We start from the raw sequence: 24,490 nt of genomic DNA on the forward strand, positions 1-24,490 counted from the left end.
ACAAAAGTGAGGCGCTGTAAAAGCGCAACCAATCCAAGCCGTTACGCCAATATCGGATATGTACACAAACACAGGACCTAAACCGAACTCCCCGGCACCAACGCCTGCAACTGCCTGGCAAAATGATCCGCCGTAAACGGCACCGCTTCGGACTCTTTCACGCCGATGCGCTTTTTCTCCATCCACTGCACACCCTGCGTGGCGTCCACACAGCTCAATGACACCTGCTCCTGAGCATGCAGACTCAATCCTGTGGCAGAAATCGACACCAGACCTTTTGCACCCATTGCCTCAGGAATCAGGGCAACCTGCCGCCCGGCGATTGTCAGCGTCATGCGCTGAGTGCGAAACGGTGAATTTTCGTCGGGATAGCCTTTGCTCTGTGCAAGGTGCGGTTCGAACTCAACCGTGATCTGGCCACTGTCGGTCAGTGGCTTGAGCCAGGTTTCGATCTGTTCGTAAAGCTTGAGAATGCTGGCCTGCCATTGCGCAAGGCCGGTGTGGAACTGCTGGTGCTTATGTTCTTCATGACGTTGATTAGCGCTCAGTAACTCGCCCAATCTTTGGATTTCGTCCATAACAGCGCTTCCCGGTTCACGCATCGAATGATTCGAAACGCGTGAACCGAGGGTGTCACAGCGATGACCCAGTGTCTTGCTACATTCGCGGCGACAGCTCAATAGCCTTCAGGACGGTACTCGCTGAATGACCACCGGGGCAGCTTTGCGGTGGGATTTGGCGATCTTGGCCAACAATTCAGTGCGGATTTCTTCGGCGCGTTCCTGGCTTGGATAAGGCCCGATCAGCAACTGTTGCTTGCCATTGATCGTCACCAGATAAGGTGGGTAGCTGCGCTCAAGCAACCAGGCGCTGATATCGCTCAGCGCCTCATTGGCATTGATCTGGATTTCCCATTGCGGGGCAGCCTGCGGGGCTTGCACTGCAGCCGTTGCCTGCACCTTGGGCGCGGGTGGAGTCGACTTGTCGGCATCGCAGCCAGCCAGTGCCAGCACCGCTATCATCATTGCCAAATTGCGCACGTCTGCTTGCTCCTCTCAAAAGTGGACGCAAGTTTAGCATTGCTGCTATCGACAACGGTTCATTCACGCTGGCGACACTTCGTCGCTCTCTGGCAGCCACGAATGGATCAGAGCACACCCGCCAGCCAGCCCCGCGTGGCACACGTCCTCCGAGGCCTGATGCATCAGTAACAAATTCTAACGATTAGAGTTGCTGTTTTCCGGAGGCAATCGTGGCTCAACTGCGCTCTCCGGCGAACGGTCGGAACATCGTCGATACCTGCGCTGCCCAAAAAGAGTCCGTTACGGTTTTGTAACACTGCTCAGGGAGTTTCACGCATGTGCCATCGAAATCCGCTGCATTGCATCATTCCCCCCTACATTCTCGAGCACCTGGCTCAGTCACCTCATGCCCGAGTCAGAGCGCTGGCGATCACCAATCTGGCCAGCGGTTCAGCCTTTGTGGCTTTCCGGAACTCCGCGCGAGCAATGCCGACCTTGCTTGCAAGCAAGTCGCCGGACGGTAAGAAGAATCGGCTGGTGTACGACGCCAAAGGGACCAACGCCCTGCCCGGCACGCTTGGCCGCTCGGAAGGCCAGCCGGACACAGCCGACGCCGCACTGGACGAAGCCTTCAATGGTTCAGGCGATGTTTACGACTTTTATAACGAGCTGTTTGGCCGCAATTCGCTTGATGACAACGGCATGACGTTGATTTCCTCCGTGCACGCCGCCGAGGTGGATTTTCAGGGAGGGTTCGTGCCCATGAACAACGCCTTCTGGAATGGCGAGCAAATGGCCTACGGTGATGGAGACGGCGAGGTGTTCAAGCGCTTCACCGGCAGTCTGGAAGTCATCGGCCATGAGCTGACCCATGGCGTACAGTCGTTCACCAGCAACCTGAGTTATCAGGGACAGTCAGGCGCACTCAACGAACATTTTGCCGACGTGTTCGGGATTCTGGTTCGCCAGTGGAAAGAAGGCACAAGCGCTGAAGAGTCGAGTTGGGTGATCGGTAAAGAACTGGTGGTACCGGCCCCTACCCGCCGCGGCATTCGCGATATGGAGCACCCTGGCACCGCGTATGTGAACGACCCGGATCTGGGTGATGACCCGCAACCCGCCAGCATGGCGGGCTTGTACACCGGCCCCAAGGATAACGGCGGCGTGCACATCAACTCGGGCATCGCCAATCGGGCATTCGTCCTGGCTGCCAAAGCACTGGGCGGGAATGCCTGGGAAGTGGCTGGCAGGATCTGGTATGAAACCTTGTTGCAACTGCATAGCAACAGCCAGTTCGCAGACTGTGCAAGGATCAGCGTGCAGGTCGCGAGCGGCAAACAATACGGCACTGCAGCGAAAAAGGCCGTAAAGGCTGCATGGAAAAAGGTCGGCATCAACGTTTGATACTGAGGAACACCATCATGAGAGTGTGCTACGTGCAATCCGGTGGCTTTGTCGGCGCAATCAAAAGTTGCGAGGTGAATATGGCTGACCTTGAACAGCCATTGGTGGAACAGGTGAAGCGTTTGATGGAGGAACGCGGACTGCAAAAATCCGCCGACACAGGTTCAGAGCATGTGCGGGACCAGAAGCAGTATGAGATCACTATCGAAGACGACACCAATGCCATCTGCATTTCTTTCGACGAGCACAACATTCCAGAAGAGGCGAGAACGTTACTGAGCTACCTGCAGAAACGCGCGAAGCCAGGGAAGCTTTGATCTGGCCGGGAAAAGGCCGGGACAGTCACTGAAAATGTACCGTCAGGGAAATCGCTTTCCCGGGTAAAGCCGATCCCACGGGACTGAACAGGTCCTGTGGGAGCCGAGCTTGCTCGCGATGGACGATAACGCGGTCTGACTGCTGAATTCTCACTCTGTTTAGTACGCAAAACAAAGTAATGGCTATTTGATGTTATCCTAGGGGTCGGATCCCATCCCGCAGCCTTCCATCCCGACTTTGTCGTTGCTGGTGCGCCGATCCAATTCAGAGGACGAAATGATCGCACCAATCCTTGCTCTGTATTTCATCTCCACGGGAATATTGGTCATGGGCGCGTTCAATGCCGCGTTGCTGGCCCGCAACAGCGGTTACACGCGAGCCTGCGTCATGTTTTCGGCGACCTGCCTGGTCTTTGCCCTGTTTCAGGTCGCCTGTGCCGTTCAGTACTCGGCACAGACCGTCCAGGCAGCACTGTCAGCCCACAAATGGATCAACTTTTTCTCGCTGTTATTGGTCCCGCTGAGCAGCTACCTGATCGCTGCACTGGAAAACAGACCGAACGCTTACAGAGCCTCATGGCTGGTCGCTGGCGTAGCCATTTTTGCCATCTTCCATAACCTTGCCACGCCCTTGGGTTACCGATTCGAAAGCCTGCATTCCGAGGGCTTGCGCACGGTTGCCTGGGGCGAACAGCTGCTCATCCTCTCTGGCGAGCCGTCGGTTATTTATCAGATCATGCGCCTGTTGTCGTTCACGCTGCTGCTTTGGATCACGCTGTTCTCACTCAGAATCAGAAAACAGGCTGGGTTGTTCTCGAATATCGTGATCTGGACGTCCATTGTCCTGTTACTGACTTCCACCGTCCTGACCAGCCTGGCCGATGCCGGGGTCGTCAAGATGCCCTACCTGGGTGCGTTTGGTTTCCTGTTTCTGGCGGTCTGGTTTTCAGTGATGGTCAAGGCAAAGGTGTCCAGAAGCAGACAGGAGAAAGCGCGCACTGATCGGGCGCTTGAACAAGAGATCAACAGCCATCGGATCGCTAACCTGCGCTTCGAGCATGCCCTTCACAATGACGCACTGACCGAGTTACCCAATCGTGCGGGAGCACTGGTCAGGCTGCAAAGTTTGATTGCCGTCAATAAACAGCATCAAACCCGGCTGGTGGTGTTCCTGCTGGAGCTCGATCAGATGGGCATCATCAATGGCACCCGTGGACACAAGGCTGGCGACCAGTTGCTGGTCAAGATTGCGCAACGTCTGCAACTCACCACGCGCGACAGTGACCTAATCGCACGGGTGGGCACCGATCAATTGTTGGTAGGTGCCAGCGGAGTCAAGAACGACAATGGCGTTAACCGGTTGCAGGAAAAGCTCTCCAAGGCCCTGGCGTCATCCTTCGACATTGCAGGCAGCCAACTGAAAATAACCTCCAGTGCCGGGGTCGCGGTGTTCCCGGATGATGCCTGCCAGCCCGAGGATATTCTCGGCGCTGCCGAACTGGCATTGCACGAGGCCAAGAGCTTCGGCCCGGGCAACCTGCGGGTCTATCACCCCGCCATGAAGGAAAATATTCAGGAAAGGGTCGATTTCGAGGCAGCGCTCGGCATGGCTCTTGAGAAAGAGCAGTTTTTTCTGTGCTACCAACCCCAGGTGCTGGCGTCGGATGGGCGGACTGTATGCCTTGAAGCACTGATCCGCTGGCAGCATCCGGATTACGGTCTGGTCATGCCGGATCGATTCATCCAGGTGGCAGAATCCATGGGCATCATTGCCGACATGGGTGCATGGGTTATCGAAACTGCCTGCGAGCAGCTCGCCCGCTGGCATGCAATGGGTTTCACCGACCTTAAAGTTGCGGTCAATCTGTCAGTCCAGCAGTTGCTGGTCAGCGAGCTTGAATCGACCGTCACCAACGCGCTGCTGCGGTGCAACCTTCAGGGGCACCATCTGGAACTGGAGATCACGGAGTCGGTGCTCATGCAGGATCCCGAGCGCTCCATTGAGCGACTCGGCGACCTTCGCCGATTAGGCGTCAGGTTATCAATCGACGATTTTGGTACGGGCTATTCATCGCTGGGTTATCTGCGAGTCTTGCCGGTGCACGCCTTCAAACTTGATCGCAGCTTTGTCCGCGATGTCGGCAAAGGCGGCAAGGATCTGGAGATTTGCGCTACGGCTATAGGGCTGGCGATAAACCTGGGCCTCGAAATTGTTGCCGAAGGTGTTGAAACCGAGGAGCAGATCGAGCAATTGCGAGCCCTTGGCTGCCACCTCTTGCAAGGCTATTTTTTTGCCAGACCGCTCAGCGCCGAGGCGGCCACTGACTTTCTTGTAGCGGAGTTCAAACGTCTGGAGACCGCGTCGTTCGTGCCAACCATTGCAGTAATCTGAGCTACCCACCCCTTCCAGATCAATACCTGAAGGGGCCAGACATCGGCGCGGTCGTTATCGAGAAAGCCCATTCATAAATAATGGCTTATTGACACGTGAACGTCAGTCAGCGCTCGCGGTCCATCTCTCATGCCATTAAAAGGAACGGCTGATAAATGGAGCCATATGCGCGTCAAAAAGGTATCTTCTCGCCCTTTGGTATCTTGCGTTATCCTCCCCGGCCCGCGGCGTAGATGAGCACCAACTTGGCTGACACCACATCCTCTGACGATCTGATCATTTGCGAACATTGCGACTCGCTGTATGAGGCTGTCCCTCTGGAAAAGGGCGAGACAGCATCCTGCGCCCGTTGCGGTGCGGTTCTGGCGCGGGCTCATCGCCTGAGTCTTGAACAATTACTGGCATTGACCATCGCCGCTGCAGTGCTGTTCGTCTTTGCCAATCTGTTCCCGGTGATCAGCATCAGCATGAAGGGCCTGAGTAATGAGGTGACGCTGTGGTCATCGGTGGAGGCGCTGGCTCAGGGCCGCATTACGTTGATCGCGCTGGTTGCCGGGCTGTCGATCATTTTTGCGCCCATGCTGCAGATCATCCTCCTGTTCTGGGTACTGCTCCATGCGCAAAAGGGCCATGTGGCTCCAGGCTTCAAGATGTGCATGCGTGCGCTGGAACATCTGAGGCCGTGGAGCATGCTGGAAGTCTGCATGCTGGGGATTCTGGTCGCCATCGTTAAACTGTCGGGCATGCTCGATGTGCATGCAGGGGTCGGCTTGTGGGCCATGGCCATGCTGATGGTCCTGATCATTCTGATCGCGGGTAAACATACTCGTCGCCTGTGGACCGAATTGGGAGTGCCACGCAAATGAACGGCATCCCCTTTGCCCATGAGCACGGCCTTACGCTTTGTCACATCTGCGGCTACGCTTGCCCGGAAAACACTCACGAATGCCCGCGGTGTGAATCCCCGGTTCATGCCCGCAAACCCAACAGTATCGTTCGCACCTGGGCCTTTTTGATTGCCGGACTCATCTTTTATATTCCGGCCAACGCCCTTCCCGTGATGTACACCACGATGTTTGGCAACAGCAGCCAGAACACCATCATGAGTGGGGTCATCGAGTTTTTCAAAAGTGGCTCGTGGGATATCGCGCTGCTTATCTTCATCGCCAGCGTGGTGGTGCCCAGTATCAAATTCTTTGTCCTCGGGTTGCTGCTTATTACCTGCCAGCGTCGCAGTACGTGGGCCATGCGGGAACGGGCGAAGTTGTATCGTTTCATCGAGTTGATCGGCTACTGGTCGATGCTTGACGTATTGGTGGTGGCCTTGGTGGCCGCCCTTGTGCAGTTTCATGAGCTCAGCACCATCGAGCCCAGAATCGGCATTCTGTTTTTTGGTCTGGTAGTGGTGATGACGATGTTTGCCGCCATGAGTTTCGATCCCCGGCTTATCTGGGACGCAGAGGTTGAAGATGTCTGACAATACCCTCCCCCCTTCTTCATCGGCCCCAAGCCGCCCGGATATCAAACGCAGGCGCCTGCGTGTTTCGCTGGTCTGGCTAGTGCCGATTGTGGCCGCGCTTATCGGGATTTCCATGGCCGTCAATGACTGGATGTCGTTGGGCCCCAAAATCACCGTGAGCTTTCTGACCGCGGAGGGGCTGGACGCCAACAAGACTCAGGTCAAATACAAGAATGTGGTGATCGGCCTGGTCACGGATATCTCACTCAGTGATGACCGGACTCATGTTCTGGCAACTATCGAGCTGAATAACACGGCGGGGCCGTTCACCCGGGAAGACACCAACTTCTGGGTCGTGCGTCCGCGGATCGGCGCTCAAGGCGTATCGGGCGTTGATACGCTATTGTCCGGCGCCTTCATCGGTGCAGACGCTGGCAGGTCAGAAAAAACCAAGTCCGACTTCACCGGGCTGGAAACGCCCCCACCTGTGGCCTTCGGGGAAAAAGGCAAGCGTTTCAAATTGCATACCGACGACCTCGGTTCTCTGGACATAGGCTCGCCGGTCTACTATCGCCGCATTCAGGTCGGACAAGTTGTCTCTTACGAACTGTCCAAGGACGGCAAGGGCGTCGATATACAGATCTTTATCAATTCGCCCAATGATCAGTACATCTCCACCGATACCCGATTCTGGAATGCCAGTGGTGTGGATGTCACCGTGGGCACTGCTGGCCTGAAAATCGATACTCAGTCCGTGGCGTCAATCTTGTCAGGCGGGATCGCCTTCCGCGAGCCGAACTGGAGTCCGGATGCGAAACCCGCAGAGGAAAATGCCGAATTCAAGATATTCGATGATCAGGCGTCCGCCCTCGCCCCTCCCGATGGCGAGCCGAACTACATTCGCCTGCGCTTCAACCAGTCTCTCAGAGGCCTTGCCGTCAATGCGCCGGTGGAATTTCTCGGGGTGAACATCGGTCGCGTAGTGTCCGTCGACCTCGATTACGACCCTGTGTCCCAGACATTTCCAGGCGTAGTCGGCGCGGTGATCTATCCAAAACGTCTTGGCGCTGCACAAGAGAAACTTCAGCAACTGGGCGGCAGCGGCGACGTTGACGAACAATCGGCACGCATCCTCGGGGCATTTGTTGCCCGGGGCCTGCGCGCGCAAATCCGGACGGGCAACCTGCTGACAGGTCAGTTATACATCGCGATGGATTTCGATCCCAAGGCGCCAAAGGTTGTGTTCAATCCTAAAAACCGCCCGCTGGAAATACCTACCGTGCCGGGCAGCTTTGACAAGCTGCAGGAGCAATTGCAAGCCTTCGTCGAGAAAATCAGTAAGTTGCCCCTCGATGATCTGGCGAAGAATCTCAACGGTAGCCTGAGCGAATTGCAGAAAACCCTGAAGACCGTCAACGGCACCGTTTTGCCGGAAATGCGCGGCACGCTGCAACAGGCGCAGAAAACTCTGGGTACTGCTAACGACAGTCTGGCCGAAGACTCTCCGGCACGTCAGCAACTGGGCCAGGCCATGGACGAAGTGCAGCGTACGGCGCGCTCGGTCCGCGTGCTGACCGACTTCCTCAGTCGTCATCCTGAAGCATTGCTTCGTGGCCGCACTGGCGACGCCGCGCCGGGTTCTTACAAGGCCCCTTCATCATCCCGTGCCATCGACCTGGAGCCACAACAATGAGTTTGCGTCTGAAGTTCATAGCCTTGGCAGCCGCGCTGGGACTCAGCGCCTGCTCCTCGACGCCAACCCATTACTACACACTGATCGCGCCCATGGGGACGAATCCACAGCCGGTTGCCAGCCCTGCTCCCTTTCAGTTCGAAATGCTCCCGGTGCTGATGGCGGTTCAGGTTGACCAGCCGCCATTGGTGGTGCGTCAGGGCAATGGCAGCCTCGCGATTCTGGACGCCGAGCGTTGGGGATCGCCGTTGGGTGACGAATTCCATGATGCGCTGACCGGTCAGTTGGAGCGTCGCTTTGGCAGTCGCGACATGGCGGGTCTGCCAAAGAACGCGGCTCAACCCGTCCTGTCACTGCGTACGGATGTACGCCGTTTCGAGTCAGTGCTAAACCAATATGCCCTGATCGATGTTGTCTGGACGCTGGGGTTGCGTAACAACGATGCCAAGCGGCAAAGCCTGACCTGCAGCAGCATCATTCGCGAACCAGCAGGCCAAGGCATGGAAAATCTGGTTATTGCTCACCAACGAGCAGTATCACGGCTGGCGGACAGCATCGCTAAAACCGCCACTACCTGGTCGCAGCACACCAGCACACGCTGCCCTTGATACATTGAACGTCCCTTCGCGGCCCCCTCAGTGGGCCGCTGCTTATGACATCCATTGCGATGCATACTTATTGCCAATACATCTGATTGAAACTATCGTTCAACTAATTCACTCCTTTGGATCCACTTGAGTTTCATTTAGCTGTATTGTTAACATTCTTTCGGTGGAGCAAAACCACCAGACTGTCGTATCCGATTGATTTCGTTATCTTTGCTGTAAATCTGGATGAGTCATATTCACCCCTGACAAATTGCCGCGCCCAGCGCGTGGCAATCCTGATGAATAACTGCTCGGAAAGCCGCCATGACTCACATCGGTCAACGTCTGAAAGAAGAACGCCTGCGCCTTAAACTGTCACAAAGCGCGCTGGGCTCGATTGGCGGTGTTGAAACAAATGCGCAGGGTAACTACGAAAATGGCTTGCGATACCCCAGAGCCGATTATCTGTCCCGAATCGCCAAGGGCGGAGTCGATGTGGCCTATGTCGTGACAGGCCTTCGTTTGCCCCTCGTGAAAGGTGAGTCGGAAGTCAACGAACAGTCCGCGGATCTGCCCGTGCGCGATGGCTTGAACGGCACTGATCGGCTGGACAGCCTGATCGAACGCCTGCAGACCAATCTGCACGGGATCACCACAGACTTGTATCAAATCAGTCGGCTGGCTGACAGCAGCGGTGAATCGGGCAAGGCCGATGGCAGGCATACCCAGCTCGAAAACATCAAGGGCGAGGCCGAAGCCATTGCACTGGCGACTTTACGCCTGATCTTCGTTACCTCGCGTTTGAATTGATCGAATACCCTCATTTGAAGTTACTGTTACAACGATTATTGCGAACAGATATATTCGCTTGTTTATAAGTTACTGCAACGAAGTTACGGATTATTGTCCACTCTTCGAACGCCAGCGATGTGCCTTGCTGGCCTATCCAACATGTTATTGAGCCGCCGTTACCATCGCTCTCAGCAGCACCGCGCAGCCAGCCGCCAGATCTTCGGGTGTCGCGTTTTCGATTTCGTTGTGACTGATGCCGCCTTCGCACGGCACGAAGATCATCCCGGCTGGCCCCAGTTCGGCGATAAAAATAGCATCGTGCCCCGCACCGCTGACGATATCCATATGGCTAAGCCCCAATTGCGCAGCACCCTGGCGGACAGCGTCTACACACAGGCTGTTGAAGTCCAGCGGCGGAAAGTCTGCAGTGGGCGTCAATTGATAGCTCAGGCCGTGTTGAGTACAGGTGCTTTCGATCACTTGCCGCAGCTCGTCAACCATTGCCTGAAGTTTGTCAGCCTGAAGGTGACGGAAATCGATGGTCATCTTCACTTCGCCGGGGATCACGTTACGTGAGCCCGGATGGATGTTCAGACACCCGACGGTGCCACAGGCATGCGGCTGACTCTGCAAAGCAATGCGATTGACCGCACTCACGACCTGCGCCGCCCCGACCAGAGCATCCTTGCGCAGCGACATGGGCGTCGGTCCTGCGTGGGCTTCAACGCCGGTCAGGGTCAGATCGAACCATTTCTGCCCAAGACAGCCCATGACCACGCCGATGGTTTTTTCCTGATCCTCAAGAATGGGGCCTTGTTCAATGTGGGCTTCGAAGTAAGCGCCCACCGGATGGCCGAGCACCGCCCTGCTCCCCGCGTAACCAATACGCTGCAGTTCCTCGCCGACCACCAGGCCTTGCTCGTCCTGTTTGGCCAGGGTCTCGGCCAGATTCAATTGGCCGGCGAACACACCCGAGCCCATCATGCATGGCGGGAAGCGCGAGCCTTCTTCGTTGGTCCAGACCACGACTTCCACAGGCGCGCCGGTTTCCAGCCCTAGATCGTTGAGGGTGCGGATCACTTCCAGTCCGGCCATTACCCCAAAACAACCGTCGAACTTGCCGCCCGTAGGCTGAGTGTCGATATGGCTGCCGGTCATCACCGGTGCACGCTCTGGATTGCGTCCGGGACGCCGGGCAAAGATATTGCCGATCGCATCAACGCTCACCGTACAGCCTGCCTCCTCGCACCATTTGACGAACAGATCCCGGGCCTGCCGATCAAGGTCGGTCAGCGCGAGGCGACAGACGCCGCCCTTGGCCGTAGCGCCGATCTGCGCAAGATCCATCAATGATTGCCAGAGGCGCTGGCTGTTGATCAGCGGAGCGTTGGACGTGAGCAATGTTGTGGAGGTAAACGGGGTGGTCATGATGGTTTCTCCAGTGAGAAGCAATACCCTGGCAGGACCGGCTTCAGCCGGAGGGCGGTACGTCTGATGAAAAGCGTAGATATGAAGGGGCCTCCTCGCGGCTAAAGCCGCTCCTACGGTTACATGCAATTCGTAGGAGCGGCTTTAGCCGCGAGCGCCTTAGTGATTCAGGATGTGTAACCAGCAATCTTCACCGCCAGCTTCACCAGGCTCAGATCACTGCCCACCGGGCCCATCAGTGAGATGCCCAGCGGGGCTCCGTCTTTCATGGTCAGCGGCATGCTCAACTGCGGCGTACGGCACAGTACGGAAATGGCCAGCAAGTGATGGGAAATACGCCGGGTCTCTTCGATCTCTTCATCCCTGGCGCTGAGCAACGGCGCAATATCCGGGACAGTGGGCATCACCAGTACGCGATCACCCAGCAGTTCTTTCCAGTGCGCGGCAAACCGTTCGCGCAACGCACAGGCGTCGTTGTACTGCTCGTCAGTGACTGCCTTTGACCAGGCAAAACGTGCCGCGACATCCGCGCCCAGTGCCAGGCCTTCACGTTCAATCAACTCACCCTGCGCCTGCCAGGCTTCGCGGCCCTGAATATAACGGAACGCCCAATAGGCATCGGTCAACGAAGGCAGCTCACCTTGCAGTTTTTCCAACGGCCCACAGCACTCGGTGATGCGGGCGATGGCCGGTGCCAGGGCATCCAGCGATGCCGCTGGCAACAAGCCGAACAATGCCTCGCTGATCACCATTTTCGGCACATCCGGCAACGGTGCGGGATCCTCACCCAGCAAACACTCACCGACCAGACCGAACACTTTGGCCTCACGGGCAAAATACCCTGCGGTGTCCATGCTTTCACACAGCGCCTGAGTGTTCGCCAGCGACACCCGACCATGACTCGGACGCAGCCCGAAGAGTCCGCAATAGCTGGCCGGGGTCCGCACCGAGCCGCCGGTGTCGCTGCCCATGGCGAAATCACACAAGTTGTTGGAAACCGCCGATGCCGAACCAGATGACGAGCCGCCCGGAATCCGGTCATGGGCTGCGCCATTGCGTGGTGTGCCGTAGTGGGCGTTTTTGCCACTCATCGAGTAAGCCATTTCATTGGTGTGCGCCTTGCCCACCAGCTCGGCACCCGCGTCGAGCAGACGCTGGATGGTCGGCGCAGTCAGGGTCTTGATCCCGGACATGGCCAGCACATGGGGATTACCGCCACCGGTTGGATAACCCGCTACGTCAAACAGGTCTTTGGCGGCAAACGTGTAACCCGCCAAAGGGCCGCTGGCTGCTCGGGGCACGTCAACGTGGGGATAAGGCATGAAAGCAAACGCAGAATCGGTCATGTCATGGACTCACAAAGTGTATGAACGGGGGCCTCACTCCAGTGATGGCAGCTCACGGAGTGCTCGGCAAAAATAGTCTCGATAGCCGGGACTTCGCTGCGACAGATATCCGTAGCGCGCGGGCAGCGTGGGGCAAAGGCGCACCCTGCCGGCAGATTGGCCAGATCAGGAGGCGCACCGGGAATGCTGATCAGGCGTTCGCCTTTGCGCAGACCGTCTTTGGGGCGCGTGCCGAGCAAAACCTGGGTATAGGGGTGCCGTGGGTTTTCAAGCAATTCGGCCAGAGGTGCCTGCTCGACGATGCGCCCGCCATACATCACCGCCACCCGGTCAGCGACCTCAACGGCAGCGCCAATGTCGTGGGTCACGAAGATGATCGACAGGCCCAGTGCCTGTTGCAATTCGCGCAGCAGGATCAGAATCTGGATCTGCACCGTGGCGTCCAGCGCTGTGGTCGGCTCGTCCGCGAGTAAAATCTGCGGCTTGCAGGCAAGCGCCAACGCGATCATCGCCCGCTGGCGCATACCGCCAGACATCTCGTGGGGGTACGCATCCAGACGCTGCTCGGGGCTGGGAATGCGCACACTGCGCAAGGCATCAAGTGCCGCCGAGCGGGCTTCAGATTTAGACATCTGCCGATGACGCCGTAGCGCTTCAACGATCTGCTGGCCAATGGTGTAAACCGGATCAAGCGCCAGCAGCGGTTCCTGAAAAATCATTGAAGCCACCGGCCCGCGCAACGCTTGCAACTGGCTGCGGGACAGTTTCATCAGGTTCTGCCCGGCGATATCGATCTGTCCCTCGATGGTGGTCGAGCGCTCGGAATGCAGGCGCATCAGGGCGCGCAAGGTGACGCTCTTGCCCGAACCGGATTCACCGATCAGCGCCAGAACTTCACCCTTGGCCACTTCCAGGCTGACGCCATTGACCGCTGATAACGTCTGTCCACCTCGCTTGAAACGGACCTTGAGGTCACGCACGGCAACCATGGGTTGTTCGCTCATGCCAGTGCTCCTCTGTGAATCAGCTGCGCCGACGGACTGCGACTGTGCCCTGCCCCCGGCTGAACCATCAGGCATGCCGCCTGATGATCTGCTCCGGTCTCCGTCAGCACCGGAGCGGTCTGCGCGCAAATCGCTTCTGCGTGTGGGCAGCGCGTGTGAAAACGACAGCCTGACGGCGGATCGATCGGGCTGGGCGGATCACCGGACAATGGCGATATCAGCGTGCGATGGGCCGGATCCATTGAAGGCATGGACGTCAGCAACGCCTGGGTGTACGGGTGCTGGGCGTCCGAGAACAAGGCTTCTGCGGGGCCGATCTCAACGATCTCCCCCAGGTACATGACCATGATCCGGTCGGATAAATAGCGCACCACATGCAAGTCGTGACTGATGAACACGTAGGTGAGTTGCAGGCTGTCCTTGAGGTCCAGCAACAGGTTCAGGACCTGCGCCTCAACGGACTTGTCCAGCGCCGAGACGGCTTCATCGAGGATCACCAGACGCGGGTCCACCGCCAGTGCCCTGGCAATATTTACCCGCTGACGCTGCCCGCCGGAAAGCTCATGGGCGTAGCGACCGGCAAAGCGCGTCGGTTCCAGTCCGACCCGGCCTAACAGGTCTCGGGCACGAAGCAGTGAGTCCTTCTGGCTGACGCCGTGTACGGACGGACCGAACGCTACGGATTGTTCCATGGTCAGGCGCGGGTTCAGCGACGAGTAGCTGTCCTGAAAAACCATCTGCACCTGACGCCGGTAGTCACGCAACGGCAGTTGAAGCCCGCCGACGCTCATGGCATCGAAGACCAGTTCGCCACTGTCGTGCTCAATCAACTGCATTAACAACCGCGCCGTGGTGGACTTGCCGCAGCCGGACTCACCAACCACCCCGAGGGTTTCGCCCTTGTGGACGACAAAGTTGATGCCATCCACGGCACGAACCACGCTGCGTTTGCCCAACGCACCTTTGACCGGGAAGTGCTTGACCAGATTTTCCATTTTCAGCAGTGGCTGCGCTGGACCGCCGATATCGCGCTTGGTCATCGTCAGCTCCTGATTGCCATGGCCGCCCGCAACCGATCGGCGAGCACGTTGAAAGAGATCGAGGTGATGAAAATCATCGCTCCCGGCAAGGCCGAAACCAGTGGCTGGGTGTAGATCGCGGTGCGCAGGGTATTGAGCATCAGGCCCCACTCGGGCTCGGGCGGCGTGACACCCAGCCCGAGAAACGACAGTCCCGAAGCGAGGATCATCGACACCGAAATCAGTCCCGTGGTGAACACGAAGATCGGTCCCAGCACATTGCCCAACACCTGAGTGCGAATAATCGTGAATGAACCCGCCCCCGAGGCACGCGCCGCTTCGATGTAATCCCGGTTGCGCACCTGAGTGGTGACGCTCTCAGCGATCCGCGCCACTTGCGGCACGAACACCAGTGTCAGTGACAGCAAGGCATTGTTGACCCCAGCCCCCAACGCTCCCGAGAAAGCGATCGCCAGCAGCACCGACGGGAATGCATAGAACACATCCACGGTGCGCATGATCAGGCTGTTCAGCCAGCCACCGAAGTAACCGGCAATTACCCCGATCGCACCACCGATGAAAAAGGCGAAGATCACCGGCGTGATGCCCATGAACAACGACAAGCGCGCACCCAGCATGAGGCGCGAGAGCAGATCACGGCCCAGTTCATCGGTGCCCAGAGGAAAGCCTTCGGTGCCGATTGGCTTCAGGCGTTTGAACATGGAGGTGGTAAACGCATCCCCTGGAACGATCCATGGCCCGAACACGGCCAGCAGCAGCAACACGAAAATGATCGTGCCCACGAACAACGCCACCGGATCGCGGCGCACGCGACCAAACACTTCACTCCAGTAGCCCGGCGAGCTTTCGACGGGAGCAATGACCGGCGCGGCCGGTCGCAATATCGACAGGTTCATGCTCAGCCCCTTTTGATACGTGGATCGAGCAACGTCTGCAGGATGTCCACCAGCAGATTGAGTGCCACGAAAAACAAGGCCAGGACCCAGATCGTGCCCTGCAGCAACGGCAAGTCGCGCTGAAAGATCGCGGAGTTGAGCAACAAGCCGGTGCCGGGCCAGGCGAACACGGTCTCCACCAGAATAGAGCCGCCCATCAAGTAACCAATCTGCAAGCCCATCACCGCCATCGCGGTAGGCGCTGCGTTCTTCACTACGTGACGGAACAGGCCCCACTCACTCAGGCCCTTGGCGCGCAAGCCGATGATGAATTCCTGAGCGAGGGTTTCCGCTACCTGAGCGCGCACGGTGCGGGCGATGATTCCGGTGGGGATGACCGACAAGGTAATCGCCGGGAGAATCATGAACTGCAAATGCGCCCAGTCCCATGCCCACGCGGCCTGCCCCAGCGGCCCGCCGCCGGTCGCGGGCAGCCAGCCCAATTGTGAAGAGAAGATGATCACCATCAACATGCCGAGCCAGTAATGCGGAACGCTGACGCCCACCGCAGAAATGGCCGATGCCACTCGATCAAGCCAGCTGTCCTGAAAATAACCGCCCACGAAGCCAAACAGGCTGCCAAGGACGAAGCCAATCAGGGTCGCCAGCAATGCCAGCCGCAAGGAGTAACCCACGGCGCCAATGACTTCAGCAGTGACCGGGCGGCCGCTGGCAATGGACATTCCGAGATCACCCTGAACCGCATGCCATAGCCACAGGCCAAACTGCACCGGCAGCGGTTTGTCGAAACCATAAGCCTGGATCAACTGCGTACGCAGTGCCTCGGATGCATCCGGTGGCATCACCGAAACCAGCGGATCGCCAGGAGCCATTTGCACGAGCATGAAACACACCAGCGCCACGCCCAGCAAAATAGGCGTCGCCAGTAGAATGCGACGCAAGATATAGGAAAGCATAAGGTCGCCTCACACGGTTTTTATGTGGGAGCAGAGCTTGCTCGCGATAAGGCTGGATGCGATTTCGCTTTAGATCGCGTCCAGCCTTATCGCGGGCAAGCACCGCTCCTACAGGTTCTGCGCAATCCTGTAGGACCGGCTGAAGGTCTCAGGCTTCTCAGTCCTGTTTGGAGACCAGCGTCAGGTCGATGAACCAGCTCTGCGCCGGGACCACGCCTTTGATTTTTGGCGAAATGGCGCGTGGTCCTACGTCGTGCGCCACGTACAGGAACGGAGCCTCATCAACGATGGCCGCGTTGAGCTTGCCAGCGGCTTCATCCAGCGCCTTGGGATCGAAGGAATTGCGCACCGTGGTGATCAACTTCTCGACTTCCGGGTTGGCGAAATACCCCCAGTTATTGGAGACCGGCGGGAATGCCTTCTCGCTGGCGAAGCGCACCATGCCGAAGTACGGGTCCATGACCGCCGCGCTGACGTTGATCGCATTGGCGCCTTGCGCCGCAGGATCCTTGGCCCCCAAACGCCAGCCACTGAACAGGGTGTTCCACTCCGTCACCGCGATTTCTACGTCGAAGTAACAGCCCTTGAGGCTCTGCTGAATGTATTCGTTCATGGGCAATGGCTGCATTTGCCCCGACCCGGATGCCGAGGTCAGCACCTTGACCTTGATCGGTTTCGTCTTGCTGTAGCCCGCCTCGGTCATGAGTTTCTGCGCGGCTTCCTGATCGTATTTGATCTTGAAGGACGGGTTGCCGTACCACGGCGAATCCTTCTCGTACGTGCCGGTGGCTTCCTGCATATAGCCGCCCAGATAAGCCTTCAGCTCACTGCGGTCCAGACACAGGTTGGCAGCCTGACGCACACGCTTGTCCAGCCAGGGCGAACCCGGCGCGAAGGAGAACTGCCATGGCCACAGGTGCGGCTGAGCGTTCGAGTAAATCTTGAAATCCTTGCTTTTGATCTGGTCCATGGCGTCCGGCGCCGGTGCTTCAATCCAGTCCACCTGGCCGGACAACAGCGCCGCGGTACGAGCGTTGGCTTCTGGCAACGGGATCAACTCGACGCGATCAACCTTGGGCACACGCTTGGGATCCCAATAATCCGGGTTCTTGTCCAGCACCAGAACCTGACGCGGCACCATACGGTTCATCTTGAACGGACCGGTGCCCGAAGAGTGGCTGGCGAACGCGGTCCAGGCTTGCTTGGAACGCTCGGCGGGATCCGTTGTAGTGGCTGGCACAGCATCGAAATCCTTCTGCCAGGCCACGGGCGAAGCCATGAACAGGTTGGTCAGGTTGTACGGCAGCACTGCATCCGGCTCGCTGGTGGTCAGCTCGACGGTCAGATCATCGATCTTCTTCGCGCTGCGCAGGGTCGGCATGCGGGATACGGTCACGCCAATCTGCCCAGGGGCATATTGCGGGGCCTGTTTATCGAGGACCTTATTGACGTTCCACACCACTGCATCAGCGTTGAAAGCCGAGCCATCGTGGAACTTGACGCCGGGGCGCAGCTTGAAGATCCACTTGGTGTGATCATCAGGATTGACCGCCCACTCGGTGGCAAGCCCCGGCACCAAGGCGCTGGGCTTCTCGCTCTGGGACAGATCCCACTCAACCAGCGAGTCAAAAAGAGTGATCCCGGTAAAACGGTTGCCTTCATACCCCTGATCCGGCTGACCATGAGTCAGCGGAATGTCCGCTGCAGTCATGGCAATCCGCAAGGTGCTATCGGCCATCGCGGCCAGAGGCGACAAGGCACCGATCGCTACCGAGCAGGCCAGTGCCAGTCGGGTAAAACTACGTGCGCGGGTTACTGAAGCGTGCGTCATGGCGAGTTTCCCATCAGTCCAGGTAAGGAGAGCTGACAGGTGCAACGCAATGGGCATACCAACTTTTTTATCTGGAAATCCTTTCCAGCGAGCCCTGCATGGAAAGTCGAGTATTTTCAGCCAGTTACAACACATTAAAAATCGCTGGAAAATTCTACCCAAACGTTTGGGTAGTGTTGCGCGGCGGTTCATGCAATCTTTTGGTACGCAGCGCTCCATGCTGGCGCAACTGCCCTGATCCCATGACGGCACAGGCCAGGCCGCGCAGAACCGTCGGCGAAATACGCGTTATGAGGCCCGCTCCATGAACAGACGTCCCGCCACACTTCGCGGTATTGCCCAGCAGCTCAACGTGCATGTCTCGACGGTCTCACGGGTGCTCAACGGCACCCTTGACCATGCAGGCAGGGCCGCGTCCAAAGACACTATTGAACGCATTCGCGCCCTCGCTGCCAGCCTTGATTACCAACCCAACACCCACGCCCGCACCCTGAAAACCCGGCACAGCCGCGAGATAGCGATTCTGGTTCCCAGGCTTTCCGACCTCGTACTGGCCACGGTCTATGAAGGCATCGACGAAACCGCCAGCGCGCGACGCTATACCTCATTCGTTGCCAACACCTTCGACCGTCCGGAACGCCAACGGGAACTGGCAGAGCGTGCCCTGGCGCGCAATGTCGAAGGTTTGATCATCAGCGATGTGCACTGCACTCCGGCGCCCGGGTTTCTAGAGGAACTGGCGGAACGGCAGGTGCCCTTCGTGCTGGTCAGCCGCCGACGCGGTCAGCATTGCTCGGTCACGTCGGACGACGAAATGGGTGGTCGTCTCGCTGCCGAACATTTATTTGCGCAGGGTCATACGAGAGTTGCAGTGATCGCCGGTGAAGTGCACAGCAGCAACTCCAGCGAACGCACTGCCAGCTTCGTCGAGTATTACCGCGAGCGCGGCATCGACATTGCGCGTGAGTACATCATCCCCGGCCAGTTCGACAGCCAGGTCGGTTTCAGTACCGGCGAATATTTGCTAAGCCTGGAACACCCGCCGACGGCGATTTTTGCCGTCAACGATTTCCTGGCCATCGGCTTGTTCGGTGCCCTGCGCAATCGCGGCCTGGTGGCCGGACGGGACATTGCTGTCATCGGCTACAACGACACGCCACTCGCCGCTCACCTGCAACTCACCAGCATCAGCACCAGCATGCACGCCCAGGGCGTACGTGCGGTTGAGACCCTGATGCAACGAATTGCGGGTGAACCGGTGCAGTCACATCGGTTCCCGGCAGTGCTGATCGTGCGTGACAGCAGTTGTTGCAAGCCACTGAATTGAAACACTTCTCTCATTAAAAAATATGCAAACTGCTGGATTGAAATGCATTTTTGTAGGAGCTGCCGAAGGCTGCGAAGCATTTATCCTGACACACCGCGATCGCAGCCTTCGGCAGCTCCTACAGGTCCTGTGTTTGCTGCACAACGCCTGTAAGGACCAGTCTTCCAACTCACGCAGCAACCTGGCGCGCCGTTAGCGTCACCCAATACCGCGTGCGGGTTTGTACTTGCAATGGCAGGCTGGCGGCGGGCAGGAACAGAATCTTGTCAGTGTCATCGAGGCGGAAGGTGCCGGTGACCTTCAGCGACTCCAGTGCAGGCTCCCAACGCAGAATGCCCGGACGATACTGTAGGAGTGAGCTTGCTCGCGATAGCGGTCTGCAAGCTGAAGACTCTTTGACTGACAAAACTGGATTGAAATGCATTTTTTGTAGGAGCTGCCGAAGGCTGCGAAGCATTTATCCTGACACACCGCGATCGCAGCCTTCGGCAGCTCCTACAGGTCCTGTGTTTGCTGCACAACGCCTGTAAGGACCTGTCTTCCAACTCACGCAACAACCTGGCGCGCGGTTAGCGTCACCCAATACCGCGTCCGGGTTTGTACTTGCAGGGGCAGGCTGGCGGCGAGCAGGAACAGAATCTTGTCAGTGTCATCGAGGCGGAAGGTGCCGGTGACCTTCAGCGACTCCAGTGCAGGCTCCCAACGCAGAATGCCCGGACGATAGCGACTGAGCTCCTCCAGAAAACGGCCCAGCGGCTGATTTTCAACACTGACCACGCCCTGACGCCAACCCGGTTGACGGGTATCAAAAGGCTGCACAGATGTAATTGATTCGGCGCTCATGGTGGCGCGCTGGCCCGCCTGCAATCTCACCGAGTGCCCCTGATGCGGGGTGAGTTCCACCGTACCGCGCCACACAGAAACCTGACAGCTCTGCCCGTACTGACGGATACACAACTCCGCACCTACGGCCAACACCTGCCCTTGAGCGGTATTGATGGTCATCGCCGGGACGTTGTTGGCGAGGTTCAGCGCCATCTCGCCCTCGATCAGCGACAGCAAACGCCTGCCCTGCTCCAGATCCAGATCCATGTCTAACGCTGAGGCCGTGTCCAGCTGCAGTAAACTGCCATCCGGCAAACGCAGATCACGGCGCTCGCCCGAGGCAGTACGCAGATCGGCCCGCCAGGCAGCGACCGGTGCCTGCTGGGCGAGCATCCACCCCGCAGGCAGTAGCGCGGCAACGATCAGGGCGCGTTTGAGCACCGCGCGACGCCCCGAATCCGGTCGGTCCAGACTGGCCATCGCCAACTCAGGGGGCAGCCCGGCAAACCGCTGGCGCAGGCCTTGGGCTTTTTGCCAGGTCTGTTCGTGATGAGTGGACTGCTCACGCCAACGCTGCAAGCGCGCCCGGTCCTCGGCATTGGCGCTGCCGGATTCCAGCAGGACGAGGAAGTCCGCTGCGTCTTCGGCAATCTGCCGGGACGGCACCGCGCCGCTCATAGCTCAACCATCAGGCAATGGGTGTAAGCCTGAGCCATATAGCGTTTTACCGTTCGCTCGCAGACCTGCAAGCGCTCCGCAATCTGTGCGTAATTGAGACCTTCCAGTTGCGCCCAGAGAAACGCACGGCGCACCGGCAACGGCAGCGCGTCGAGCAGTTCATCCAGTGCCTGCAGGGTTTCCAGCAAGACCCAGCGCTGCTCGGGTGAGGGAATCACGTGTTCAGGCAGCGTCGCCAGCGCCTGGAGGTAGGCCTGCTCGACGCTGCGACGCTGGTAATGGTTGATCAGCAAGCGCTTGCCCACCGTCAACAGGTAGGCCCGTGGCTCACGCAATGAGCTCAGTGGTTCGCTGTGCTGGCTGGCCAGTACCTTGACGAACGTATCCTGACTCAAATCGGCAGCATCCCATGCATTGCCAAGGCGACCGCGCAGCCAGCTTTCCAGCCAACTGCGATGATCGCGGTAGAAACTTTCCAGGGTGGGCTCCAACGGCCCCGCTGCTTCCCTCATCGTCAACCGCTCACTGTGAGTCACTACTTAAAATGAGAATCATTCTAAGTAGTTCAGGCGGGAGCGCCAACTTTATTTGTTGAGTTTGCGGTGTGTGCCTGGTTTTGCGGCGCCCAAATCGCGGGCAGGCACCGCTCCCACATTAGATCGCACTCCCCCTGTGGGAGCGGTGCTTGGTCTGGGCCGCATCCGGACGATTCAGGCGCTAAAAATATTTCCTGAAATGACCTCTCAAGAAGTCCACCCGACACCTCAGCGCCGCTTCATCCGGTCAATGATCACCGCCAGCAACAGGATCGATCCGCGGATCACGTACTGATAAAACGTATCGATATTCTTCAGGTTCATCGCATTCTCGATGATTGCCAGAATCAACACCCCGGCAATAACATGGCGGATCATGCCAATCCCGCCGCTCAGCGACACCCCGCCCAGCACGCAAGCGGAAATTACCGTCAGCTCAAAGCCCTGTCCGATCATTGGCTGACCAGACGTCATCCGCGACGCCAACACCACGCCCGCCAGCGCACCGATCAAACCATGCACCGCAAAGATAATAATCTTGGTGCGATCCACATGCACACCGGCCAGCAACGCCGCTTCCTGGTTGCCGCCGATCGCAAGGGAATTACGGCCGTAAGTTGTGTAATTCAACAACCAGCCAAAAAATGCAAAACACACGATGGTGATCAGAATAGGCACCGGAACACCGTACAGCTGGCCGTTACCGAACACGAAGAAGTCTTCGTTGGAAACGCCCACCGCCTTGCCGTTGGAGAAAATGTAAGCAAGGCCACGAACAATCTGCATCGTCGCTAACGTCGCAATCAGCGCGTTGATGCGCAGCTTGGCAATCACAATGCCGTTGATCAGCCCTACCACCAGGCCCATGGCCAGCGCGGCGGAGATACCGAGAAACAGGCTGTCCGTATCGCGAATCACGATCCCGGCAATCACCCCCGAGCAAGCCAGCACCGAGCCCACCGACAGGTCGAAATGCCCGGATGCCAGGCAAAACAACATCGTGCAGGCAGCGATGCCCACGGTGGAAATTGCCAGCCCCAGACCACGCATGTTCAGGGGTGACATGAAGTTGTCGATGAGGAGTGTGCAGAGCACAAAGATGCCCACGGCGGCCATCAGCATCGCCCAGTCATCAATGAAACGACGCACGTTAAGGCCCTGACGTGGAGCCGTCAGACTGGATTCGGTAGACATACGCACCTCTTTCTTGTTTTTCATTCTTGTTTTTCTGCTTGTGCTTCACGTAGCGGGTCCGTGTCAGACACGGGTTCGCGGCAATGCCAGTTGCAACAGACGCGCTTCATTCGCTTCATCGCGATTCAGCTCGCCGGTGATCGCGCCTTCGCTCATGACCAGAATCCGGTCGGCAATACCCATGACTTCCATCAAGTCACTGGACACCACAATCACCGCAATACCGTCGGCCGCCAGGTTATGGATGATCTGGTAAATCTCGGACTTGGCGCCGATATCGATGCCTCGCGTCGGCTCATCCAGCAGCAGGACTTTCATGGGCATCGACAGCCAGCGACCGAGAATCGCCTTCTGTTGATTGCCCCCGGAGAGAAACAGCATCTGCTGATCCGGCGAAGGCGTTTTGACGTTCATCGCCTGAATCTGGTGTTTGGCGTTGCTCTTCTCCCAGCGGCCCTGAATCAGGCAGCCCATCGTCACGTGGCGTGGACGCGCACCAATGTTGATGTTTTCGGCAACGCTGGAGAGCGGCACGATGCCTTCTTTCTTGCGGTCTTCTGGGCATAGCAGGATTCCGGCGGCAATCGCATCACGAGGGGAACGCAGTTCGAGGTTCTTGCCGTCGATCTGCAACGTGCCGGACTTGCTGCGCGTCAGGCCCGACAACATGCGGAACATCTCGGTACGACCAGCCCCCACCAATCCAAAGAAGCCCAGCACTTCGCCTTTTTGCACGGCGAACGTCACCGGTTCCTGCAAACCCGGCCCAAGCAATCCAGTGACCCGCAAGCCGGGCCCCTGATGCTCTCTTGGCCGATAGTTGTAGATGTCCTGAATATCGCGACCGACCATGCAGGTCACCAACCGGTCGTGGTCCAGCTCAGCCATATCTTCGAAGGTGCGCACGAAGCGCCCGTCCTTGAACACCGTCACCGCGTCGCAAACCCGGAAGATTTCTTCCATGCGATGGGACACATAAAGGATCACCCGGCCTTCGTCCCGCAGCTTGACGATGATTGCCATCAAGCGATCGATTTCCCGCGCCGAAAGGCTGCTGGTCGGTTCATCGAACGCAATGACATGGGCGTTACGTGACATGGCCTTGGCGATTTCCACCAGTTGCCGTTGGCCAAGAGACAAGTCGCCAAGCCGGGTCGACGGATCAATCTCGTCGGCCAGCCCTTTGAGCAGCTCCCGCGCCTGACGCAACATGGCGCGGCGGTTCACCATGCCCCAGCGGCTTGGCATGTGGCCCAGCAGCAGGTTCTCGGCGACAGACATCTCAGGTACCAGTTGCAGTTCCTGGTGAATGACTGCGACACCTGCGGCAATGCTGTCGGCGGTGGATTTGAAGGTGTACGCCTGGTCACCGATCGACAAGTTGCCGCTGCTCGGCTGATAAGAGCCGCCCAGTATTTTCAGGAGCGTGGACTTGCCCGCTCCGTTCTCGCCCATCAGCGCATGAACGCTGCCGGGACGTGCTTCAAAGTTAATCTCCGACAGTGCGCGCACGCCGGGAAAGGTCTTGCCGATGCCGTTAAAGCGCAGGCTGCCTGCGGGTACAGGCTGTGAGGCGGATTTGACAGTAGCTTGCGATTGCATGAAACCTCCCATTATCAGGATCGAACACCATTCCTGTAGGAGCTAGCTTGCTTGCGATGGCGCCGGGTCAGGCGATAATTTATTCGCTGATTTACCGCCATCGCGAGCAAGCTCACTCCTACAGAGGTCCCGGGCTGCGAAACCGTGTTGCACGAGAAACG

At 58.1% G+C, this 24,490-nt stretch carries 23 protein-coding genes and 1 pseudogene; 10 read left to right on the plus strand and 14 right to left on the minus strand.

All coding sequences use genetic code 11. The features are described 5' to 3' along the window. Positions 1–77: 77 nt before the first annotated feature. A complete protein-coding gene (locus H8S59_RS12690; protein WP_095097977.1) occupies positions 78–578 on the minus strand; it encodes a hypothetical protein in 501 nt (166 codons plus the stop codon). Positions 579–686: 108 nt separating this feature from the next. Further along, complete coding sequence (locus H8S59_RS12695) at positions 687–1,040, minus strand: hypothetical protein (RefSeq protein ID WP_187521626.1); 354 nt, start codon at positions 1,038–1,040, stop codon at positions 687–689. Positions 1,041–1,358: 318 nt separating this feature from the next. Here H8S59_RS12695 and H8S59_RS12700 point away from each other — a divergent pair, with 318 nt between their 5' ends. The 8 genes from H8S59_RS12700 (at position 1,359) to H8S59_RS12735 (ending at position 9,684) form a co-directional block, all read left to right on the plus strand. Next, the gene (locus H8S59_RS12700; RefSeq protein WP_187521627.1) at positions 1,359–2,426 is read left to right on the plus strand and encodes a M4 family metallopeptidase; all 1,068 of its coding nucleotides are present in this window, start codon (positions 1,359–1,361) and stop codon (positions 2,424–2,426) included. Between the two features lie 17 nt (positions 2,427–2,443). Further along, positions 2,444–2,743: a protealysin inhibitor emfourin gene (locus H8S59_RS12705; protein ID WP_095097986.1), complete on the plus strand. Its 300-nt coding sequence runs from the start codon at positions 2,444–2,446 to the stop codon at positions 2,741–2,743. Between the two features lie 277 nt (positions 2,744–3,020). After that, the gene (locus H8S59_RS12710; protein WP_187521628.1) at positions 3,021–5,135 is read left to right on the plus strand and encodes a putative bifunctional diguanylate cyclase/phosphodiesterase; all 2,115 of its coding nucleotides are present in this window, start codon (positions 3,021–3,023) and stop codon (positions 5,133–5,135) included. A 233-nt stretch (positions 5,136–5,368) separates the two neighbouring features. Beyond that, positions 5,369–6,001, plus strand: coding sequence for a paraquat-inducible protein A (locus H8S59_RS12715; protein ID WP_095097992.1), 633 nt, complete (start codon positions 5,369–5,371; stop codon positions 5,999–6,001). Next, on the plus strand, positions 5,998–6,612 hold the full coding sequence (locus tag H8S59_RS12720; protein WP_095097995.1) for a paraquat-inducible protein A: 615 nt from the start codon (positions 5,998–6,000) through the stop codon (positions 6,610–6,612). Before H8S59_RS12715 ends, H8S59_RS12720 begins: the two co-directional genes overlap by 4 nt. Continuing rightward, on the plus strand, positions 6,605–8,287 hold the full coding sequence (locus H8S59_RS12725; protein ID WP_187521629.1) for a PqiB family protein: 1,683 nt from the start codon (positions 6,605–6,607) through the stop codon (positions 8,285–8,287). Before H8S59_RS12720 ends, H8S59_RS12725 begins: the two co-directional genes overlap by 8 nt. Next, entirely contained in the window at positions 8,284–8,895 is a 612-nt protein-coding gene (locus tag H8S59_RS12730) for a PqiC family protein (protein WP_187521630.1), read from the plus strand. The genes H8S59_RS12725 and H8S59_RS12730 overlap by 4 nt, the downstream gene beginning before the upstream one ends. Positions 8,896–9,198: 303 nt before the next feature. Continuing rightward, on the plus strand, positions 9,199–9,684 hold the full coding sequence (locus H8S59_RS12735) for a helix-turn-helix domain-containing protein (RefSeq protein WP_187521631.1): 486 nt from the start codon (positions 9,199–9,201) through the stop codon (positions 9,682–9,684). Between the two features lie 144 nt (positions 9,685–9,828). Here H8S59_RS12735 and H8S59_RS12740 read toward each other — a convergent pair whose 3' ends face one another. The 7 genes from H8S59_RS12740 to H8S59_RS12770 all read right to left on the minus strand — a co-directional run bounded on the left by H8S59_RS12740 (position 9,829) and on the right by H8S59_RS12770 (position 18,167). Beyond that, positions 9,829–11,094 (minus strand): Zn-dependent hydrolase, encoded by a 1,266-nt coding sequence (locus H8S59_RS12740; protein WP_187521632.1) that lies wholly within the window; start codon positions 11,092–11,094, stop codon positions 9,829–9,831. 167 nt (positions 11,095–11,261) lie between these two features. Then, positions 11,262–12,440, minus strand: a complete 1,179-nt coding sequence (locus H8S59_RS12745) for an amidase (RefSeq protein ID WP_187521633.1) — start codon at positions 12,438–12,440, stop codon at positions 11,262–11,264. Next, entirely contained in the window at positions 12,437–13,444 is a 1,008-nt protein-coding gene (locus tag H8S59_RS12750; RefSeq protein ID WP_187521634.1) for an ABC transporter ATP-binding protein, read from the minus strand. The genes H8S59_RS12745 and H8S59_RS12750 overlap by 4 nt, the downstream gene beginning before the upstream one ends. Then, positions 13,441–14,484, minus strand: coding sequence for an ABC transporter ATP-binding protein (locus tag H8S59_RS12755; protein WP_187521635.1), 1,044 nt, complete (start codon positions 14,482–14,484; stop codon positions 13,441–13,443). Before H8S59_RS12755 ends, H8S59_RS12750 begins: the two co-directional genes overlap by 4 nt. 2 nt (positions 14,485–14,486) lie before the next feature. Then, on the minus strand, positions 14,487–15,380 hold the full coding sequence (locus H8S59_RS12760; protein WP_027900788.1) for an ABC transporter permease: 894 nt from the start codon (positions 15,378–15,380) through the stop codon (positions 14,487–14,489). Positions 15,381–15,382: 2 nt separating this feature from the next. Then, positions 15,383–16,336: an ABC transporter permease gene (locus tag H8S59_RS12765; protein WP_187521636.1), complete on the minus strand. Its 954-nt coding sequence runs from the start codon at positions 16,334–16,336 to the stop codon at positions 15,383–15,385. Positions 16,337–16,493: 157 nt separating this feature from the next. Continuing rightward, the gene (locus tag H8S59_RS12770; RefSeq protein WP_095098200.1) at positions 16,494–18,167 is read right to left on the minus strand and encodes an ABC transporter substrate-binding protein; all 1,674 of its coding nucleotides are present in this window, start codon (positions 18,165–18,167) and stop codon (positions 16,494–16,496) included. A 49-nt stretch (positions 18,168–18,216) separates the two neighbouring features. Between H8S59_RS12770 and H8S59_RS12775 the strand changes: the two genes are divergently transcribed. Then, positions 18,217–18,405, plus strand: a complete 189-nt coding sequence (locus H8S59_RS12775) for a hypothetical protein (RefSeq protein WP_187521637.1) — start codon at positions 18,217–18,219, stop codon at positions 18,403–18,405. Positions 18,406–18,471: 66 nt separating this feature from the next. Then, the gene (locus H8S59_RS12780) at positions 18,472–19,494 is read left to right on the plus strand and encodes a LacI family DNA-binding transcriptional regulator (protein WP_187521638.1); all 1,023 of its coding nucleotides are present in this window, start codon (positions 18,472–18,474) and stop codon (positions 19,492–19,494) included. Positions 19,495–19,663: 169 nt separating this feature from the next. Here H8S59_RS12780 and H8S59_RS12785 read toward each other — a convergent pair. The 5 genes and pseudogenes from H8S59_RS12785 to araG all read right to left on the minus strand — a co-directional run. Next, a pseudogene (locus H8S59_RS12785) lies at positions 19,664–19,873 on the minus strand (sugar ABC transporter substrate-binding protein); the annotation flags it as partial. A 167-nt stretch (positions 19,874–20,040) separates the two neighbouring features. Beyond that, entirely contained in the window at positions 20,041–20,997 is a 957-nt protein-coding gene (locus H8S59_RS12790) for a FecR domain-containing protein (RefSeq protein WP_187521639.1), read from the minus strand. Beyond that, complete coding sequence (locus H8S59_RS12795) at positions 20,994–21,509, minus strand: sigma-70 family RNA polymerase sigma factor (RefSeq protein WP_187521640.1); 516 nt, start codon at positions 21,507–21,509, stop codon at positions 20,994–20,996. The genes H8S59_RS12790 and H8S59_RS12795 overlap by 4 nt, the downstream gene beginning before the upstream one ends. A gap of 252 nt (positions 21,510–21,761) precedes the next feature. Further along, positions 21,762–22,727: an L-arabinose ABC transporter permease AraH gene (gene araH / locus H8S59_RS12800; RefSeq protein ID WP_027902022.1), complete on the minus strand. Its 966-nt coding sequence runs from the start codon at positions 22,725–22,727 to the stop codon at positions 21,762–21,764. A gap of 63 nt (positions 22,728–22,790) precedes the next feature. Then, on the minus strand, positions 22,791–24,329 hold the full coding sequence (gene araG / locus H8S59_RS12805; RefSeq protein ID WP_187521641.1) for an L-arabinose ABC transporter ATP-binding protein AraG: 1,539 nt from the start codon (positions 24,327–24,329) through the stop codon (positions 22,791–22,793). Positions 24,330–24,490 lie beyond the last annotated feature (161 nt).

The sequence above is a fragment of the Pseudomonas folii genome, from assembly GCF_014357575.1.
Lineage (GTDB): Bacteria > Pseudomonadota > Gammaproteobacteria > Pseudomonadales > Pseudomonadaceae > Aquipseudomonas > Aquipseudomonas folii.